We start from the raw sequence: 18,306 nt of genomic DNA, 5'->3' as shown, positions 1-18,306 counted from the left end.
TCCGAACAAATAGTTTGACAAAGGCGATAGACGCGAGCAGCCTGTCACAAAGTTCGCTATTCCGAACTTTTTTTTCCTGGCTCGACGACTAGCCCTTTCAGCTCCTCGCCCGGCCACTAGACGCGTATGGATTGAGGGGAATGAAATGGCAAGAGAGCACATCGACCATAAGGATATAGCGCGGTTCGCCGAGGAAAAAGTGAATCTGCCTAAGGAAAAGGCTCAGCAGTATCGCGAGCAAGCTCAGCGGCTGCAGGACAAGCTGGAAGGGTACCTGGCAGACCACGACGATTTTTCGCTGAAACGCATGATGCTGTCTGGCAGCCTGGCTAAAGGGACGGCGCTTCGCTCGCTGAACGACATTGATGTTGCCGTGTACATCAGTGGTTCTGAGGCGCCGCACGATATTCGCGATCTGCTCGATTATCTGGCGGAGAGGCTGCGCAAGGCTTTTCCTAACTTCACGCCTGATCAAGTCAAGCCACAGACCTACTCGGTAACCGTGTCCTTCAAAGGTTCAGGCCTGGATGTCGATGTTGTGCCGGTGCTGTACTCCGGCTTGCCAAATTGGCGGGGCAACTTGGTGAGCCAGGAGGATGGATCTTTCCTAGAGACAAGCATTCCGTTGCACCTTGAGTTTGCCAAGGCGCGTAAACGTGCTGCCCCAACTCATTTTGCTCAGGTTGTTCGGCTGGCCAAGTACTGGGCACGCCTAATGAAGCAGGAGCGTCAGGATTTCCGGTTCAAGTCATTCATGATCGAGCTGATCATGGCCAAGCTGTGCGACGACGGAGTCGACTTCTCCGACTATCCCGAGGCCATGCAGGCGTTCTTTACCTATCTGGCGATAAGCGGACTACGGCAGCGAATTGTCTTTGAGGACAACTACGCGGCCTCGAAAGTCGGTGCGCTGTCTGATCTCGTGCAGATCATTGACCCAGTAAACCCCAGTAACAACGTCGCTCGTTTGTATACGCAGCGCAACGTTGACGCGATCGTTGATGCGGCAATGGAAGCAGGTGATGCCATTGAAGCTGCGACCTACGCGCCGACCAAGCAGTTGACGGTTGGCTACTGGCAGAAAGTCTTCGGTTCTTCATTCCAGGGGTGATAAAGCCATGTCTTCCTATAGCTTCAGCGTCGCTGAATCGCAGACCTTCACTGTCACCCATGCTCGACACATGGCAGCCAAAGTAGCGACTGACCTTAAGCGGGTTCAGCGCTTCTACGGCTATCCCAGCGATTCCTCGATCGCGCAGTACGAAGCGGAACTAATTGTGATGCTTAAAACCGGGTATCTCGGGGAGGTGACCTACGGCTTCAAGCGTGGCAACGATTTCATCGAGCCCACTCTGCGCTACACAGCAGGGGATCTGGTAGGCGCAGGTTCGGATGATGATCCGGGAAAGGTACGTCCTGGGAAAGACGTGACTGGGGCGTCCTTCTCCAGCTACATGACTTACAGCTCGAAGTACTACAGCGATGCGGCGGCTGAGCGGGAGAGCGCCCTAGAAGATTTGCCTTTTAAGCGAGAAGGCGCGCCAACACCGGGGGTCAGTGGCTATCTAGAAAATGACAAGACCTATTCGGCAGGTGGCCGCGCCCTCAACCGTGCAAGCGTAAGGAGCTATTGATGAACGTAAAACCGTCTCTAGATGAACTGTTTGAGCGACGCGTAAGCTTCCCGGACTTCGAGCCCCAAGAGCGTTTGGCACGCCTCGTCGGACTGGACGCGCATAAAGAGCGGCTGGCTAAAATATTGGGTCTTTTGGTCAACCCGTACGGTTTGCAAGAGTGGGCCGAGAAGCATCACCCGCAGGCCCGCGCAGCTGTTGATACGGTTATGCGCCGCCCCCCTTTAGCCGTTCTGGCAGGTGATGTTGGCTCGGGTAAAACCGAACTTGCTGAAACCATCGGCGATGCTGTCGCTCGGCAAGAGGGTATCGACATCACCCTCTACCCTTTGAGCCTCGCGACTCGCGGACAGGGCCGTGTGGGAGAAATGACCCAACTGGTTTCAGCCGCATTCGACTACACCATCGAGGCTGCAGAGAAGCTCAAGAACTCAAGCGGGAAGGCTCGCGGTGCTGTGTTGCTGCTGATCGACGAAGCTGATGCTTTGGCCCAATCCCGAGAAAACGCGCAGATGCACCACGAGGATCGTGCAGGGGTAAATGCTTTCATTCGAGGCATTGACCGCATTGCCAATCAGAAGCTTCCAGCGGCAGTACTGATGTGTACCAATCGACTCAAAGCGCTTGATCCAGCAGTGCAGCGGCGAGCAGCTGAGGTGCTGACGTTTGGTCGACCCGACGAAGTCCAGCGGCGCTATTTGTTGAGTTCGAAACTAGAAGGCCTGGGTCTTCCGACTGTTGCAATTGACCAGCTAGTTAAGCTGACCGGGGCGCGGGAAGCGAATGAACCTGGTTTTACATTCTCTGACATCAACCAGCGACTGATTCCTTCCATCATTCTTGCTGCCTATCCGAATAAGGCCGTGGACGCGCGTGAGGCACTGCTCACCGCTCAAGCAATGAAACCCACACCAGCGTTCCAGGATCGCTGAGTCACTGCTGTGCAACTGATCAGAGAGGCAGAGTTATGACGCAGGCAGTTGTCACTCGTCGTGATGGTGATGTGTTCCAAGCGCGAATGTTTTGGCTTTATGCCGCCCGCTTGCTAGACGAAGGAAGCCCAATCATCCGCGTGGGTTTCGAGTCCGGACTGAAAGGGTTCGACGACATTTGGGTTGAGTATGACCCCCTTCGCGCACCTCAAGATCATCGGGGAAACTCGGTTCATATTGAGCGAATGCAATGTAAGTGGCACGCGATACCTGGCTCGTTTACGCACGGGGATCTAGTACGACCCGAGTACATTAATGCTACTACCACCTCTATGTTGCAGCGTGCTCTTGCTGCGCATCGACATGACAAGGCCAATGAGTGCACGTCTAGGCTGGTCTTAGTCACCAACCACATGGCAGATCTAGCTGATACCTTGGCGAAATGCATTCGCTCAAAGTCCCTAAATCTCGACGTGGATAAGCTGTTTCAAGGGACAACCGAGCGTAGTGCAACTGGGAGCCTGCGTAAGCTTTGGTGCGACCACCTCGATATAGAAGAAGAGGAGCTACGTGCACTCTGTAACAGCTTGGCTTTCCATCTGTCCCGCGACTCGTTGGATGGGCTACGCGATCTTTTGGACAGCGCATGCCGTGCGAATGGGTTGGTTAGGCCTGAGCCGAACGCGAGCGTCACTGTTTACGACGGAAATATCTTCGAATGGGTCGGGCAACGCAGAACGGTGTTCGACCGATCAGACTTTAAAGATAAATGTGCGCAAGAAGGCTTGCTGGCCGAAAAGTCGAAGGCAGCACCACTGATATTCGGCGTGAAGTCGTTTGAGCATCCCCTCGATCGAATGGAGAACCGCTGTGCTCATGTGCTGAATCTGGTTCCAGAGTTTGATGAACGGACGATACGAGATGAGAGTTCCTGGAGAGATTCGCTTCTGCCCAAGCTCCGAGAGTTTTTATTGAATGTGCCCTCCGAAGATGGGCGTATCCGTCTGGCAATCGAGGCTCATGCCACTCTGGCTTTTGCGGCTGGAGCTGTACTCGATGCTAAATCTGGAAGGCTGACAGAATTAGAGCAGCGCTCGCCTGTCATGAAGATTTGGGCGCCCGATGACGAGACCCTGAGCAGTGCATCCAACGGGTGGGTATTCTCTGAGCACGAACTAGATCCCGATGGTAGCGGTACAGTCTGTGCGGTCAGTTTGACTCGTGAGACGGAAGGTTCGGTACGACAATTTCTTGAAGAAAACCCGGGGCACTTCCGTCGTCTGCTGGTAGCGACTTTGGTGGGAGGAGCCTCGCCGCGAGCTATTACGTCAGGAGCTCATGCAAATCACCTAGCCGAGCAATTGGCCTCGAAAATCGCCGTCGATCGAGTGATCGACATAACGGCGAGGCGTGAGCGCTATCACCTGTTCATTTCGGCACCAAATGCTTTCACATTTTATCTTGGGCGGCAGGCGTCATTACTCAAACCACTGACGTTGTATGAGTTCGATTTTGACTTTCAGGCCGATGGATCTTATCGACCATCGTTGTCGTATCCAGAGATAACTTCAGCCCTCAGTTAAGGAGTCGGCCTAATTGCAGTTTAAGTCCCCCGGCTTAGATAAATACTCGATGACCTCTATTGGACAGTAGCAGCTCTTCTCTAGCGGCTACTATAGACTAAAAGCACACTGTAGCAACCTGCAGCCGGTGACTAGAAGCTGTCATTTAGCAATGGTGCTGTGGCTGTTGGTGCTGATTCGGAATTGGAACATTTTATGGACTATTTAACAGATTGGTTTCACGGTACAAATTCGAGATTCTCACAGTGGAAGATAGATGGTCGACCTGCAAATCTGAAAAATGGAATGCCGCTCCATAGAGGCCTGTTCTTTACTAGGTCTTTGCTGTTCGCAAAACAGTCAGTACAAGCGTATGCAGTCAATGGTCATGTGTATAAATCGTCGGTATTGCCTGGTAAGACCATATTGAATTTAAGCCGTCCAGGTGAGACCTGCACGATCGCTGAATCAGAGAATTTTCGTGAGGCTGTACGCAACGTTCGCCCAGGGAAAGGAAACGCTCAGGTGGGCTACCAGCATTACTGGCAAGAGGGTTGGAAGACGGGTGAGATAATGAAGTTCGCACCTCCTCCGCACGAAGCGGAGCACTATCAAAGGCTTCATCATCTCGCCTTAGCATTTCCCGGCACGGCCCAAAGCATTGCAGTCTTGAATCAACTTCAAGCGATAACGCGAGACTGTATTGAAGACATTGTCACAGCGGGCAATCTTTCGGGCTATCAGGCAATTCTTGGTAATGAACAGCAATCAGGTGCGAGCTATCCAATCCTCATTGTCCTTGATTCATCCATCCTAACCCCACCGGAACTTGTATAAATTCCGACCATGGTCACATCGAAACGCCTGACTGTGACGCTGGCGACTCAGTTTGGATCACGCCTGATACGAAAGCATCAGGTTTTCTATCTAAACGCATGAAGAGCTAAAGACAGGGTCAATGAACAAGTGCGGAACCTCTGACAGCCTCTCTTCATTCGCTCCTGCCTTGGTTACGTCATATTGATTGGGGAAATGGCGTAGCAAGTGGAGTGCGTCGCGGCGAATTTCCTCGGGCAGATTGCTGTTACGAGCGAGTTTTCCTAGAAACTCGTAGGTTTGCGCTACTGCGCGGGTACGCTCATGGGGCAACGTCATGTCAGCCTCTACAAAAGATAAAAAATCGACACCATTTACACGCTCCCTCACCACTTTACCGCGTGTAGCAGCGCCGAACCTGTATCGCTCCATCCTCTGTCTTGCAAAGCGATGCGGGAGAGTTTCCGCCAAGGGCCTTGTTTGGTGCTTTGAGCCAGCGCTCTGTCTCCTTTTGATTCCCGAATATCTCGATGTGAATCGCCCCTGGTTTCGTAGACACCTCCAAGCCTCATAATGAGGCCCATCAGGAGGTGCCATGAGCAACCAGCGTTACCCCGAAGAATTCAAGATCGAAGCGGTCAAGCAAGTCACCGAGCGCGGTTTGCGCGTTGCCGATGTGGCGGAGCGTCTAGGCGTGTCCGCGCACAGCCTGTACGCCTGGGTAAAGCGCTACAGCAAGCCCCAAGCACAGCGGCAGCAGGTAGATGATCAACAGGCCGAGCTGCGTCGCTTGCGCGCGGAACTCAAGCGGGTGACCGAAGAGCGAGACATCCTAAAAAAGGCCGCCGCGTACTTTGCCAAGGAGTCCGGCTGAAGTACGCCGTCATCAGCAAGCTGTCGGTGGAGTACCCGGTACGGCGTCTCTGCCAGACCCTCCAGGTACATCCCAGCGGTTACTACGCCTGGCTGGCCGAGCCGAAATCCGCACGCGAGAAGGAAGATCAGCGCCTGCTCGGATTGATCAAGCATGCCTGGCTGGAAAGCGGCGGGGTCTACGGCTACCGCAAGATCCACGACGACCTGCGTGAGCTGGGCGAGTCCTGTGGCCGGCACCGCGTGGCTCGCCTGATGCGGGTGGAGGGGCTGCGTTCGCAGACCGGTTATCGTCGGCGCCCCGGCTATTACGGCGGTAAGCCGACGGTGGCTTCGCCCAACCGCCTGGAGCGGCAGTTCAAGGTCAGCGAGCCGAACAAGGTCTGGGTCACCGACATCACCTACATCCGCACCTATGAGGGCTGGTTGTACTTGGCGGTGGTGCTGGATCTGTTTTCGCGCCAGGTGATCGGCTGGTCGATGAAACCACGGATGTGCAGCGACCTGGCCATCGATGCGTTGTTGATGGCGGTCTGGCGGCGCAAGCCCAGGCAGGAGGTGATGATCCACTCCGACCAGGGCAGCCAGTTCAGCAGCTCGGACTGGCAGAGCTTCCTAAAGGCCAACAACCTAATCAGCAGCATGAGTCGACGCGGTAACTGTCACGACAACGCGGTCGCGGAAAGCTTTTTCCAGTTGCTGAAGCGGGAGCGCATCCGACGGAAAACCTACGGCACTCGCGAAGAAGCCCGCAGTGATGTGTTCGATTACATCGAGATGTTCTATAACCCCAAGCGCCGGCACAGCAGCGCTATGCAGCTGTCGCCAGTGGAGTTTGAAAAGCGTTATTTCCAGAGCTTGGAGAGTGTCTAGGAAAGCCGGGGCGATTCAATGGCTAACTGGTTGACGGCTTTAGCTAGCGCCCGGACTCTTCTCGTGCTGATCCATTTTGGCTTTCCCTGGCTGGGCCATGCTTTGTCCCACAGAAGCGCTAATAGCACGCCAATAATTGCTGCCGATAGTGTTGAGAAAAGCTGACCTGATAGGTCGGCCCATCTGCCAGCCCATCCAGTGATACGACATTTTCCACGCTGGCATCAAGAACCTGCTCGCCATCCGGCTCTCCGTCTGCTCGCTCGCCTTCATTGAAGCCAAGGCCCGACCACCCTATCGCAGAGCCCGAGGCTGGGTCTGGCACCTGCACACTCAATACCGCCATATCGTCCGGCAAGTCATCCGCAATTCGCTCGGCGAAACGCCGTAGCGTCGGCTCAGCCAGCATGAATAACCAAGCCTGATCATCTGACCCATCCTTGCGTCTGAGTACCCGACCCAGCACTTGCCGATAGTGCAACTCGGTACGAATACGACTGAGGTAGCAGCACACCTGCAGACGGGGAATGTCCGTTCCCTCGCTGATCATCCCCACTGCGACGATCCAACGGCAGTCGCTGTGCCTAAACGTGTTAATTAGCTGCTGGGCATCCGGCGTTCGGTTGGTGACGATCTGACAGCTTTCCCCCATGGCCTCCAAGGCCTGGGCTATCTGTCGTGCGTGCTCGATATCGGTAGATACCACCAAGCCAGCCGCATCTGGCTTGATCTGGCGAAGCACGTCCAGCTTGGCACGTCCCAAGATGAGCAACTGATCGATCACCTCGTCGTGACGCAGTAGTTCTTCGTAGGTGACGGGGGATTCTCCCAGGAGCTTAGCGATGCTGGGAAAAAGTCTGACGGTACTTTCAGCCTGCAACTCCTCCGTGAGCTTCACCTGCTGATTGTCGAGGAGGACTATGCGGGGCGAGCGGCAAACTCCATCAGCGATAGCCTCCTTTAATCCATAGCGAAAGTCACAAATCAGCTGGCCTTCCGGCGACGAGTAGCGAGCCAAGGCAATGGCCCGGTCATCCGAGCGCCATGGTGTGCCGGACAGAGCCAGCGTGCATGCGGCGCGATCCTGAACCCGTTGGAGTATCTGCTGCCCCCAGGCGTTGCTCAGCAGCGGATCATGACCCGCACAGTGATGGATTTCGTCAAAGACAACGAAGACCCGGTAGTCGTCGAGGAGCTGCCAGAACGCCTCTTCACGGTAATCCATGGCTTGATAGGTGTACGCAGCGCCCACTGCGCCGAGCTGACCGTCCAGACGCCTGCCTAGCACCGCCATGAAGGTCGAGCGGAAGCCCTCCACTACCTGGCATGACGGCGCAAAGCAGAGCACAAGATCAATCCTGCCCTGATCCAGCAGGTTGCGAGCCAGCTCTGCTGCCATGCGCGTCTTGCCAGCGCCTGGTGTTGCTTGGCAGAAAAAATGTGACGTGGAAAGGAAGTGTTCCAGCGCCGTATTGATACAGCGGCGTTGCCAATCTCGCAGCGAGGAGGTCATCGAGTAGCGGCGAGCGTTTTGAGCGTATTCTCGACAGCGCGGAGATGCCCAATCAGTCGCGAGCTTCGGTCCCGAGCATCCAGATATTCGCTTTCGACCTTGTCACGCAGATGCGGCATATCTTCAAAGAGCTGCTTGTAGCGCTCCGCTTCCCCCATCGCAGAAAGGAAATCCAGCCGAATCTCCTTGAGGAGCGTTTCCAAATGCTGCTCTGCATCAGGTACCAGGCTTTCCGCAACAACATCCGGCTCAACCAGCGATCGCTCCTGATCGGCTTCACGCATCGCCATAAGACGGAGCTCGAACCCATCGTCGATCAGTTCAAGCTGAGCACGCGTCGGTAACGTCTTCAGGTGGTAAACCTGCCCTCGTGTCCGGCGCTCTTCATCAAGCACAAGCCAGCCCAGCCGGAGCATGCGACGGATCTGCTCATAAACGTAACGGCGAACATCATTGAGAGAAAAACCCTCTCCGAGACGCTCAGCGTAGGCATCCCGTAATTCACGTGTGGTGAATGTTGTACGGCCTTGCTCCTGAAGCAGCTCATACAGGCGCCTGTCGAAAATGAACGAGGCCGATTTCATTGAGGCACCAGAAGGGTTAGCGCGAAAGAAATGCGGATTATAGTCCGTGGCCTGCTTGTCCGCAAACGCACGATAGTGCCGCCTCAAGTGGAATTGAGACGGTCATGGATACGTTGGCGAAAGCGTTAGGGGAACGCATCCGAATGCAGAGGAAGATCTGCCGGATTTCCCAGGATGCACTCGCGCTGGCCTGCAATATCGACCGCAGCTACATGGGCCGAATAGAGCGTGGTGAGGTCAACATCACGGTCGAGAAGCTCTACCGCATCGCTAGCGAACTCGCCTGCGATCCCTCAAGCCTTCTTCCACCGCCGTCTGAAGTTTAGCCAGCGCAAGTAATGCCACCGCGCAAGAAATTCAGACAGCAGCGCCGCTGTTACTTTTTCCCAAGCCCCCAGCTGCCGTCAACATCTTCAAAATTACCATCGCAAACGCCCGGCTCTTGGTCTCGTTATCCAGCACTTCCAGCGATAGCTTCTCGTGGTCGGTCATGGCGTCCAGCACGGTGTCGAGCACGCGCTTGGGGAACAGGCCGTGCATCACTTGCTCCACCGAGTGGTTGTTCACCTGAGCCATTACATCTTCCTGGCGGCTGATGCGCTGGGCGATGCCGGTGAGGAACTGCAGTTGGTCCTCATCGTTCACCTCGGCACCAAAAATATCGTTCAGCGCTTCGATGATTTCTGACAGGCGTTTCTTCTCCGGGTCATGCGGTTTACCGCTGCCCACGTCGCTGCCGGGTTTGAGGCTGTAGTCGCCGTCTTCTTCACTCAGGCGTAGTTGGTGCTCGGCGCGTTTGCTCAGGCGATAGTGGCTCAGCTGTAGCTCGCCCACGTCTACGTCGTCTTGTAGCAGGCGATCCACGCGCAGCAGCGGGTGCAGGTGCTTGGCGTACACGCACAGCTGCTCCAGCTCGCGGTCCTCATAAGGCACGATCTGTGAGAGGAACTCGTACAGCCGCACAAAGCTCTGCAGGTTCTTGCGGAACAGGTCGAGCTGGTCCACCTGCTCGCCGGCCTCTTTCAACGCGTGCTCGGCTTTTTTCAGGCCGGCGCTGTCACCGTTGGTTTCGGCGGTGCGCTTGAAGTCCAGCGCCTGCTGGCGCGACTCAACGGAGAAGGCATAACGTTTGGCAAAGCGCTCCTTGGCCGGCTTGCTGTAGTAATTGAGCTTGCTGCCACCCGCCTTGGGATCGAAGAAGGCCATGGCGAACGCCTCGACCTCCTGCCAGTGATAGATACCCTCGGCATCCAGTTTCTTCTGCAGGTCATAGATGATCTGCGGATCGGTCACGTCGGTCAGCTCGGCCTTAGTGTAGTAAGGCAAGAAGGCGTCGAGAATGTCTTGCGGCTCGTTGAAGAAATCGAGAATGAAGGTTTCCTTGCTGTCACCGAAGGTGCGGTTTAGCCGCGACAGGGTTTGTACGCAGTCCACGCCTTGCAGCTTTTTGTCCACGTACATGGCGCACAGCTTGGGCTGATCGAAGCCGGTCTGGTACTTGTTGGCGGCGATCATCACGTTGAAGTCCTGGGTGTCGAACGCATGCGCCAGGTCACGGCCATTCAGGCCGGCGTTGAGCAGGCTGCTGCTTTCCGTCACCTCTTCGGGGATCACCTCATCGGGCAGCACGCTGCCGGAGAACGCCACCAGCGGGTGCACATCGTTGTAACCCATCTGCTGCACATAGGCCTTAAGCGCCAACTGGTAGCGCACTGCTTCCTGACGGCTGCTGGTCACCACCATGGCCTTGGCCTGGCCATTCAACAGGCCACGGATATTGGCGCGGAAGTGCTCGACGATGACCTCGACCTTCTGGCTGATGTTGTACGGATGCAGGCGCACCCAGCGGGCCAGCTTGATGCGTGCCTTCTTGCTGTCCACCTCGTCGTCTTCGCCATCCGGGTGGGCGATCTTCCAGGCGGTGCTGTAGGTGGTGTAGTTGCGCAGCACGTCGAGGATAAAACCCTCCTCGATGGCCTGGCGCATGGAGTACAGGTGAAATGCCTCCGGCTTATTGCTGGCACTGGGCGGCAGCGTCGGGTCGGCCGGGCGACCGAACAGCTCCAGGGTCTTGGCCTTGGGCGTGGCGGTAAAGGCGTAGTAGCTGATGCGCTCATTCGGTTGGCGCGCCTGCACGGCGGCGTCCAGCAGCTCTTCGGCGCTGATTTCTTCCCCTTCCAGGGCATCACTGCCGAGTATCTGTTTCAGCTTGCTGGCCGATGAGCCTGTTTGCGAGGAATGCGCCTCGTCGGCGATTACCGCATAGCGCCCGCTGGCCAGCTTGGGGTATTTGTCCAGGGCATCGAACAGCGCCGGGAAGGTCTGGATGGTGACGATGATGATGCGCGTCTGCTCGGCCAGTGCTTCGGCCAATTGCTCGGATTTGCTCTGGCTGCTGGTTTCACGGTTGATCTGCTTGACCACGCCCTGGGCATGCTCGAACTGGTAGATGGTGTCCTGCAGCTGTTTATCCAACACGGTACGGTCGGTAATCACGATCACCGAGTTGAACAGGCGCTGGCCGGCCTCGTCGTACAGCGAGGCCAGTTGATGTGCGGTCCAGGCGATCGAGTTGGACTTGCCCGAGCCGGCGCTGTGCTGGATCAAGTAGCGCTTGCCCGGCCCTTCGGCGCGGGTGGTGTTGATCAGCGTGTTGACCACTTCCCACTGGTGGTAACGCGGGAAGATCATCGTCTCCTTGGTCACCGGCGTGCCGTCGAAGCCATCGCTGGTTTTCTTCTCCAGGTGCAAAAAGCGCCCCAGCACCTTCAGCCAGGCGTCTGGCTGCAGCAGGCGTTGCCACAGGTAGCCGGTGGCGTATTGGCTGTCATCCTCAGCCATCGGGTTGCCCGCGCCGCCTTCCGCGCTGCCAAGGTTGAATGGCAGAAAGAAGGTGTCTTTACCCGCCAATTTTGTGGTCATCGCCACTTCGTTCTGGCCCACGGCAAAGTGCACCAGTGCGCCGCGCTTAAAGGTCAGCAGCGGCTCGGGTTTACGGGTGAGCGGGTCTTTCACCGGGCGGTCTTGCCGGTACTGGCGCTTGGCGTTTTCCACCGACTGCTTGAACTCGCTTTTCAGCTCCAGCGTGGCGGTGGGGATGCCGTTGACGAACAGCACCAGATCCAGCCGCGGGTTATAGCTCTGCCCACTGCTGCCAGCCTCACGCGCATGGGGCGAGTAGGACACCTCCGGCACCACGCGCAGGCGGTTGCACTGGTAACGTTTGAGGGTGTCCGGGTTCATGCCGTGGTCGGGCTGGAAGCTGCACAGTTCCACCTTTACCGCCGGCAGCTTGAAGCCATGGCGCAGCACATCCAGGGTGCCGCTCTGCTCCAGCTCGCGCACCAGCTTTTGCACCAGCACATCGTCCGGGTTGTTCGGGTTGGCCTTGGCAAACTTGTCCCAGCGCTCGGGCCAGGCCTCCTTGAAGTAACCGAGTACGTCTTCGGTATACAAGGCCGTACGGCGGTCGAAGCCGCTGGCGGTGCCGACCAGCCAGCCTTGGGCGGCCAGGGCGTCGATGATGTCCTGCTGGAACTGCGCTTCCTTGCTGTCCGCCATTACACGGCCTCTTGTGCTAATTCGGGAGATGGCACGCTGGCCGGTGGCTGCCAGCCGCTCACGTCGATTTTGCCGGTAACGGCGGCGGAGATTAGGGCGGCGCGGCGCTCTTGGAGGAGCTCGTTGGTTTTCTCAGCCTCACCAAGTAACTGATCGAACTGGACGCTTACCTTATCCACGTAGGAAGCCAACTTAATTTGCTCATCAAGTGGCGGTAGCACAACCTTCATTTGACTGAGATGTGTCGGCCCGAAATGCTGAATCGTTGAACCGGCTTTAAGCAAATCAATCTGAACAAAGAATTGATAAGAGCCAACGACTGAACGAATAAAGTCACGGTCGGATATACCTGTCTTGGGTGTCAACCGGATCAGCCCGGTATAAGCCACTGCCCCGACAGCTTCCTCCCCGACTTCACTCACCAGCCCCATGCTCGCACTGCCACTTATGATCAAATCGCCATGTTCAAGGCGGAAATGCCCCCACTTTCCACTTGCTTTGGCTGGGTCTAGATAATTACAGCCCTGCAGTGTCACCCATCTCCCTTGGACACCAGAGATCCTTACGAGGGGAACACCCTCATCTCTGAAATCAACGGCCATGATGCCGGGCCCCTCTTGATATCCAAACGCAAGTCCAAATGGGACTACGGACCAATGCGCCGGCACCTTGCCTAGCCACTCCACGCCGGAGTCCTTCATCGGTACCGTGGGATCGAGGCCTTTGGTGACGGCGTGGGAGATCACGGCCTGGCGCTTTTCCATGAGCAGTTCGATCAGTCGCTGCTGCTCTTCGATCAGCGCGTCGATGCGGGCGGTTTCGTGGTCGAGGAAAGCGGCAATGCAGAGCTGCTCCGATACTGGAGGTAAAGGCAGATCAATCAGAACAAAGTTCTGATAGTTCATATCTTGCCCATCGCGAATAAAGTTCGCCGTTGACTGCAATGTCTGAATGTAATCTACCGACTTGAAAAGGCGCTGATAGTAGCCCGGCACAAGGTCTGCCCTTGGCCTCAACACCACGTAGGATGAACGGATTCCTCCCTCAGCCCATGCGCGCTCCAGCCCTCCTTGAAAACTTCGCATACTTATTACGAAGTCACCTATCTCAACACGCTTCCTCAACTCTAAGTTTTGATTCAGCTGAACAACTCTCCTCCCGGCCAAGCGCATAAACTCGGCTTGGGAAATCACGCCATACTCCTGAGTAGCTGATAGCTGCTCGTCACTTTCAGGCGCACGCTCTTTGGATTCTGGGAAAAGGCGTTTTGAAGGTAGAACTGTCCAGCGATCCGGAAACTTACAAGGCCATTTAACTTTCGCACTCACGCCCGTTTCTCCATCAACGAGTTATTGCATCTCGGACGCGACAGAAACGTACTCGGGCTATCTATGCCCTCGCCCTGCGGGCCAACAGCTGCGTAGTTGTTCAAATTTGCTCCCGACAAATTTGTCATGCCGACAGCCCCTCAATCATCTGCTTGATGCGGTCAGTGCAGGCTTTCAGGTCGCTATCGATCTCGGCCAGCGGGCGCGGCGGCTGGAACACATAGAAGTGGCGGTTGAAGGGAATCTCGAAGCCGACAATGCCGACCTCGCCGTCCTGTGCATCGGTTTTGCTCTCGTCGATCCAGGCATCCGGCACATGGGGGATGACCTCGCGCTGAAAGTAGTCGTATACCGACTCGCCCAGTGGCACGTTCTCGTTATCGCGCAGGCCAGCGTCGGCTTCCGGCTGGCCCTTGGTCATGCAGATATCCGCCTCGGGGTCGCGCTCGCTCAGGGCGCTCATCAGGGCTTTTAGCTCCGGTGTGCTGAGGCTGACGCTGTGCGCGGTGAGGGCTTTTTTTAGTAGCTTGCTGAACTGCTCGCGGTTGCGGTGCAGCACGCTGGCATCCATCGATTTCAATGCGCGTTGAATTGGCTGCCAGCCATCGCTGCCCAGTTTCACGATGGCCTTTTCTTCCAGCACCTTGCCGATGCGCTCGGGGCTGGTCTGGAAGTTCAGGCGCAGCGGGCGTTCGACGGTAATGCGTCGGTAGCCGAAGGCTTCGATGGGGAAGATTTTGCTCTGGGCGGTTTGCTCAAAACTGCCATACAGGCGCACCAGCTCGCTGATTTGATCCTCAGTGATGTACTGGCGCTTGCTGCCCAGCGACTTACGCATTTTGGCGTAGTGCTGGCTGCCGTCGATCAACTGCACTTTGCCCTGGCGCGCAGCGGCCTTGTGGTTACTGAGTATCCACACATAAGTGGCGATGCCGGTGTTATAGAACATGTCGGTGGGCAACGCGACTATGGCTTCGACCAGATCGTTCTGCAGCAGGTAGCGGCGAATCTCCGACTCACCCGAACCCGCGCCACCGGTAAACAGTGGTGAACCGTTGAGGATGATGCCGATGCGCGAGCCACCGTCGCGCGGGTCACGCATCTTGCTGACCAGGTGCAGAAGGAACAGCAGCGAGCCATCGGATACACGCGGCAGGCCGGGGCCGAAGCGGCCGTCGAAGCCCTTGTGGCTGTGCTCGTCGGTGATCTGCTTTTGCACCTTCTTCCATTCCACGCCGAACGGCGGGTTGCTGAGCATAAAGTCGAAGCGCTTATCGGCCAGCTGGTCGTTGGACAGGGTGTTGCCGAGCTTGATGCTGGCCACGTCCTGGCCCTTGATCAGCATGTCCGCCTTGCAGATGGCGTAGGACTCGGGGTTGAGCTCCTGGCCGTGCAGCGACACGCTGACCTTCTCGCTGATGGACTGGATGTACTCATCACCCTCAGACAGAAAGCCACCGGTGCCGGCGGTTGGGTCATAGATGGTGACGATGCTGTTGGGCGTGAGCTTGTGGTCCTGATTGGTGATCACCAAGGATGTGGTGAGGTGCACGATGTCGCGCGGGGTGAAGTGCTCACCGGCGGTTTCGTTGGAGCTTTCCGCAAACTTGCGGATCAACTCTTCGAAGATGATGCCCATGCCGAAGTTGCTAATGAACTCCGGGCTCAGATCCGTGGCGGCGAAACGCTGCACTACCTGATACAGCAGGTTGGCGGTTTCCAGCTGCTGCACGAAATCTTCAAAGTGGAAGTGCTCGAAAATCTCGCGGGCGTCCTTGCTGAAGGCTTGCACATAGCTCATCAAGTCGGCCGCGGTCTGCGTATCGGACAGCGTGCCAAGGGTCAGCGGCGAGGCGTTGAAAAACTGCTGGCCGGCAGCACGCAGCAGAATCATCTCGCGCACGGTATCGGGGCGACCTTCTTGGGCGAAGGTCTGCTTGATCACCTCATCCTTGGTCGGCGCCAGCACGCACTCCATGCGGCGTAACAGGGTAAACGGCAGGATGATGCGACCGTACTGGGACTGCTTGAAGTCACCGCGCAGCAGGTCTGCGATGGACCAGAGAAAAGCGGCCGTCTGGGAATGGTTTTCCGTGTTCAAGCTACTGCTCCTTGGAATACGCGCAAAAAATGCGAGTCTAACCCAGACGTCCGTGACCACCTCACCTGCACTGTTTGAGTTTTCTCAATAGCGTCACGGAAGTCAGGCTTGTAGATGCCCTGAGAAGTAAGGTGCCGCTTGCTGTAAGAAGAGCTTGATTTGCTGTCTCATGAGAGGAAATCTGCTGGTGATACCTGGCAGAAGCGATCACAGGAACACTTTGAAAAAGTTAGGTTTTGGAGCCTAAATTTGACCCAAAATCAGCAAAAGCTAACTAAAAGCTCTTCCCTGACACAGGAATGAGAGGAAAAAGATGGTAGGTGGGCTGGAAAGGCCAGTGGCCATGAGGGCTCGAGTGCAGATCGTAATACGTGACTAAAATTTAATAGCGTAGATAAAATCATTGAGCCATGGAAACTGATGCCCGTGACAGTGGTGAAGGATGCCTGACCCAAGCCATGTAGGCCGAAAAATTGGGCGGCATGTAAAGGGCGCAAAGCTACCCGAATGCACCGGTCAGGGCAAACCGCGGCGGTACTCCCCGGTGGCGGCGGATGCGGCGACTGTTCATCTTGTGCATGACTATCGCTCATACCCGCAAACGCCCGGATGAGGTAGAATCCGCGCCTCTCTTTATACCGCCAGCTGATCTCAGAGGACTGCCATGTTCAGCCGTGATTTGACCCTCGCCCGTTTCGACGCCGATCTCTTCGCTGCCATGCAGCAGGAAGCCAAGCGTCAGGAAGACCACATCGAGCTGATCGCCTCGGAGAACTACACCAGCCCGGCGGTGATGGAAGCCCAGGGTTCGGTACTGACCAACAAGTACGCCGAAGGCTATCCGGGCAAGCGCTACTACGGCGGTTGCGAGTTCGTCGACGTGGTCGAGCAGCTGGCCATCGATCGCGCCAAGGAGCTGTTCGGTGCCGACTACGCCAACGTTCAGCCGCACGCCGGTTCCCAGGCCAATGCCGCTGTCTACCTGGCGCTGCTCAGCGCTGGCGACACCATCCTCGGCATGAGCCTGGCCCACGGCGGCCACCTGACCCACGGCGCCAGCGTTTCTTCTTCCGGCAAGCTGTACAACGCGGTGCAGTACGGCATCAATGACCAGGGCCTAATCGATTACGACGAAGTCGAGCGTCTGGCCGTCGAGCACAAGCCGAAGATGATCGTGGCTGGTTTCTCCGCCTATTCGCAGGTGCTGGACTTCGCCCGCTTCCGCGCCATCGCCGACAAGGTCGGTGCCTACCTGTTCGTCGACATGGCCCACGTAGCCGGCCTGGTCGCCGCTGGTGTCTACCCGAACCCGGTGCCGTTCGCCGACGTCGTCACCACTACTACCCACAAGACCCTGCGCGGCCCGCGCGGCGGCCTGATCCTGGCGCGTGCCAACGCCGAGATCGAGAAGAAGCTGAACTCCGCCGTCTTCCCCGGTGCCCAGGGCGGCCCGCTGGAGCACGTGATCGCCGCCAAGGCCGTGTGCTTCAAGGAAGCGCTGCAGCCCGAGTTCAAGGCCTACCAGCAGCAGGTGGTGAAGAATGCCCAGGCCATGGCCGAAGTGTTCATTCAGCGCGGCTTCGACGTGGTTTCCGGCGGCACCCAGAACCACCTGTTCCTGCTTAGCCTGATCAAGCAGGACATCACCGGTAAGGATGCTGATGCGGCCCTGGGCAGCGCGCACATCACCGTGAACAAGAACAGCGTGCCGAACGACCCGCGCTCGCCGTTCGTGACTTCCGGTCTGCGCATCGGTACTCCGGCTGTCACCACCCGCGGCTTCGGCGAGACCGAGTGCCGCGATCTGGCTGGTTGGATCTGCGACATCCTCGACAACATGGGCGATGAGTCGGTGATCGACGCGGTCCGCGCCAAGGTCGAAGCGGTCTGCGCCAAGTTCCCGGTATACGGCAACTAAGCGTTCGAAGGCTGCACCGGAAAGCCCGCGAAAGCGGGCTTTCTGCTATCTGTTGCTGGCAAATGATGGCGGCTTGATCCTCGTCGTCGCGGCAAGGGCTCGACGCGCTAGACTGCCATCATCTGTCCGTCCGGAGTTCGAGGTATGTTCAAGCGCGCCACTGGTGTGATTCTGCCGCCGCCAGTCATCTACCTGTTGTTTCTCGCCGCGGCCTGGTTGCTCGGATCGGTGATGCCGATCGCGCTGCCGCAGAACATCTGGACAGACTATTTCGGCTGGGGGTTGATCGACGCGGGCGTGCTGCTGATGCTCTGGGCCGGGCTTCTGATGCTCTGGCGCAAGACCACGGTCAATCCGTATGGCAAGCCCGCCCGGCTGCTGGAGGAGGGCCCCTTTCGTTACTCACGTAATCCTATCTACCTGGCCGACAGCCTTATCTACTGCGGTATCGCGCTGCTCTGGGGCTCGCTCTGGCCGTGGCTGCTGTTGCCCGCTGTGATCTACTGCATGCAGCGTGGCGTGATCGTGCACGAGGAGCGCCTGCTCGGCGAACTGTTCGGCGACGACTACCGCGCCTATTGCGGGCGTGTCCGTCGCTGGTTGTGACGGTC

At 57.1% G+C, this 18,306-nt stretch carries 16 protein-coding genes; 9 read left to right on the top strand and 7 right to left on the bottom strand.

Annotated features, from left to right (window positions below; genetic code table 11):
- Positions 1–145: 145 nt before the first annotated feature.
- The 5 genes from PSEST_RS16605 to PSEST_RS22175 all read left to right on the top strand — a co-directional run bounded on the left by PSEST_RS16605 (position 146) and on the right by PSEST_RS22175 (position 4,965).
- Positions 146–1,111 carry a CBASS oligonucleotide cyclase gene (locus PSEST_RS16605; RefSeq protein WP_015278132.1) on the top strand — a complete coding sequence of 322 codons (966 nt, stop codon included), beginning with the start codon at positions 146–148 and terminating at the stop codon, positions 1,109–1,111.
- Between the two features lie 7 nt (positions 1,112–1,118).
- Entirely contained in the window at positions 1,119–1,634 is a 516-nt protein-coding gene (locus PSEST_RS16600) for a hypothetical protein (protein ID WP_015278131.1), read from the top strand.
- On the top strand, positions 1,634–2,566 hold the full coding sequence (locus PSEST_RS16595; protein ID WP_015278130.1) for an AAA family ATPase: 933 nt from the start codon (positions 1,634–1,636) through the stop codon (positions 2,564–2,566). The genes PSEST_RS16600 and PSEST_RS16595 overlap by 1 nt, the downstream gene beginning before the upstream one ends.
- A gap of 35 nt (positions 2,567–2,601) precedes the next feature.
- Positions 2,602–4,149, top strand: coding sequence for an SAVED domain-containing protein (locus tag PSEST_RS16590; RefSeq protein WP_015278129.1), 1,548 nt, complete (start codon positions 2,602–2,604; stop codon positions 4,147–4,149).
- 195 nt (positions 4,150–4,344) lie between these two features.
- The gene (locus tag PSEST_RS22175; RefSeq protein WP_015278128.1) at positions 4,345–4,965 is read left to right on the top strand and encodes a hypothetical protein; all 621 of its coding nucleotides are present in this window, start codon (positions 4,345–4,347) and stop codon (positions 4,963–4,965) included.
- A 90-nt stretch (positions 4,966–5,055) separates the two neighbouring features.
- Here PSEST_RS22175 and PSEST_RS22525 read toward each other — a convergent pair whose 3' ends face one another.
- Both PSEST_RS22525 and PSEST_RS21895 read right to left on the bottom strand, forming a co-directional pair.
- On the bottom strand, positions 5,056–5,283 hold the full coding sequence (locus tag PSEST_RS22525) for a BPSL0761 family protein (protein WP_015278127.1): 228 nt from the start codon (positions 5,281–5,283) through the stop codon (positions 5,056–5,058).
- Between the two features lie 55 nt (positions 5,284–5,338).
- Positions 5,339–5,503, bottom strand: coding sequence for an MbcA/ParS/Xre antitoxin family protein (locus tag PSEST_RS21895; RefSeq protein ID WP_232422558.1), 165 nt, complete (start codon positions 5,501–5,503; stop codon positions 5,339–5,341).
- A gap of 36 nt (positions 5,504–5,539) precedes the next feature.
- Between PSEST_RS21895 and PSEST_RS16575 the strand changes: the two genes are divergently transcribed.
- Positions 5,540–6,690, top strand: a protein-coding gene (locus PSEST_RS16575; protein ID WP_085990600.1) for an IS3 family transposase whose coding sequence is annotated in 2 segments (ribosomal slippage) — positions 5,540–5,777 and positions 5,777–6,690 — 1,152 coding nt in all. Because the reading frame shifts where the segments join, the coding sequence is not laid out codon by codon here.
- A gap of 118 nt (positions 6,691–6,808) precedes the next feature.
- Here the strand turns inward: PSEST_RS16575 and PSEST_RS16570 are convergent.
- Both PSEST_RS16570 and PSEST_RS16565 read right to left on the bottom strand, forming a co-directional pair.
- The gene (locus tag PSEST_RS16570; protein ID WP_015278126.1) at positions 6,809–8,203 is read right to left on the bottom strand and encodes a DEAD/DEAH box helicase; all 1,395 of its coding nucleotides are present in this window, start codon (positions 8,201–8,203) and stop codon (positions 6,809–6,811) included.
- Positions 8,200–8,787: a hypothetical protein gene (locus PSEST_RS16565; RefSeq protein ID WP_015278125.1), complete on the bottom strand. Its 588-nt coding sequence runs from the start codon at positions 8,785–8,787 to the stop codon at positions 8,200–8,202. Before PSEST_RS16565 ends, PSEST_RS16570 begins: the two co-directional genes overlap by 4 nt.
- A gap of 104 nt (positions 8,788–8,891) precedes the next feature.
- On the opposite strand from PSEST_RS16565, the gene PSEST_RS16560 reads away from it, so the two are divergent.
- Entirely contained in the window at positions 8,892–9,113 is a 222-nt protein-coding gene (locus tag PSEST_RS16560) for a helix-turn-helix domain-containing protein (protein ID WP_015278124.1), read from the top strand.
- 31 nt (positions 9,114–9,144) lie between these two features.
- On the opposite strand, the gene PSEST_RS16555 is transcribed toward PSEST_RS16560, so the two are convergent.
- From PSEST_RS16555 to PSEST_RS16545, 3 genes are all read right to left on the bottom strand, one after another.
- A complete protein-coding gene (locus PSEST_RS16555) occupies positions 9,145–12,348 on the bottom strand; it encodes a type I restriction endonuclease subunit R (RefSeq protein WP_015278123.1) in 3,204 nt (1,067 codons plus the stop codon).
- Positions 12,348–13,676, bottom strand: a complete 1,329-nt coding sequence (locus PSEST_RS21570) for a restriction endonuclease subunit S (protein WP_015278122.1) — start codon at positions 13,674–13,676, stop codon at positions 12,348–12,350. Before PSEST_RS21570 ends, PSEST_RS16555 begins: the two co-directional genes overlap by 1 nt.
- Positions 13,677–13,800: 124 nt before the next feature.
- Positions 13,801–15,777, bottom strand: coding sequence for a type I restriction-modification system subunit M (locus tag PSEST_RS16545; RefSeq protein ID WP_015278121.1), 1,977 nt, complete (start codon positions 15,775–15,777; stop codon positions 13,801–13,803).
- A gap of 664 nt (positions 15,778–16,441) precedes the next feature.
- On the opposite strand from PSEST_RS16545, the gene glyA reads away from it, so the two are divergent.
- On the top strand, positions 16,442–17,695 hold the full coding sequence (gene glyA / locus PSEST_RS16540) for a serine hydroxymethyltransferase (protein WP_015278120.1): 1,254 nt from the start codon (positions 16,442–16,444) through the stop codon (positions 17,693–17,695).
- Positions 17,696–17,839: 144 nt separating this feature from the next.
- The gene (locus PSEST_RS16535) at positions 17,840–18,301 is read left to right on the top strand and encodes a methyltransferase family protein (protein WP_015278119.1); all 462 of its coding nucleotides are present in this window, start codon (positions 17,840–17,842) and stop codon (positions 18,299–18,301) included.
- The last annotated feature ends 5 nt before the right edge of the window (positions 18,302–18,306 follow it).

This window comes from Stutzerimonas stutzeri RCH2 (genome assembly GCF_000327065.1).
Lineage (GTDB): Bacteria > Pseudomonadota > Gammaproteobacteria > Pseudomonadales > Pseudomonadaceae > Stutzerimonas > Stutzerimonas stutzeri_AE.
Note: the sequence above shows the minus strand (reverse complement) of the source record. Positions and strands in the feature narration are given on the sequence as shown.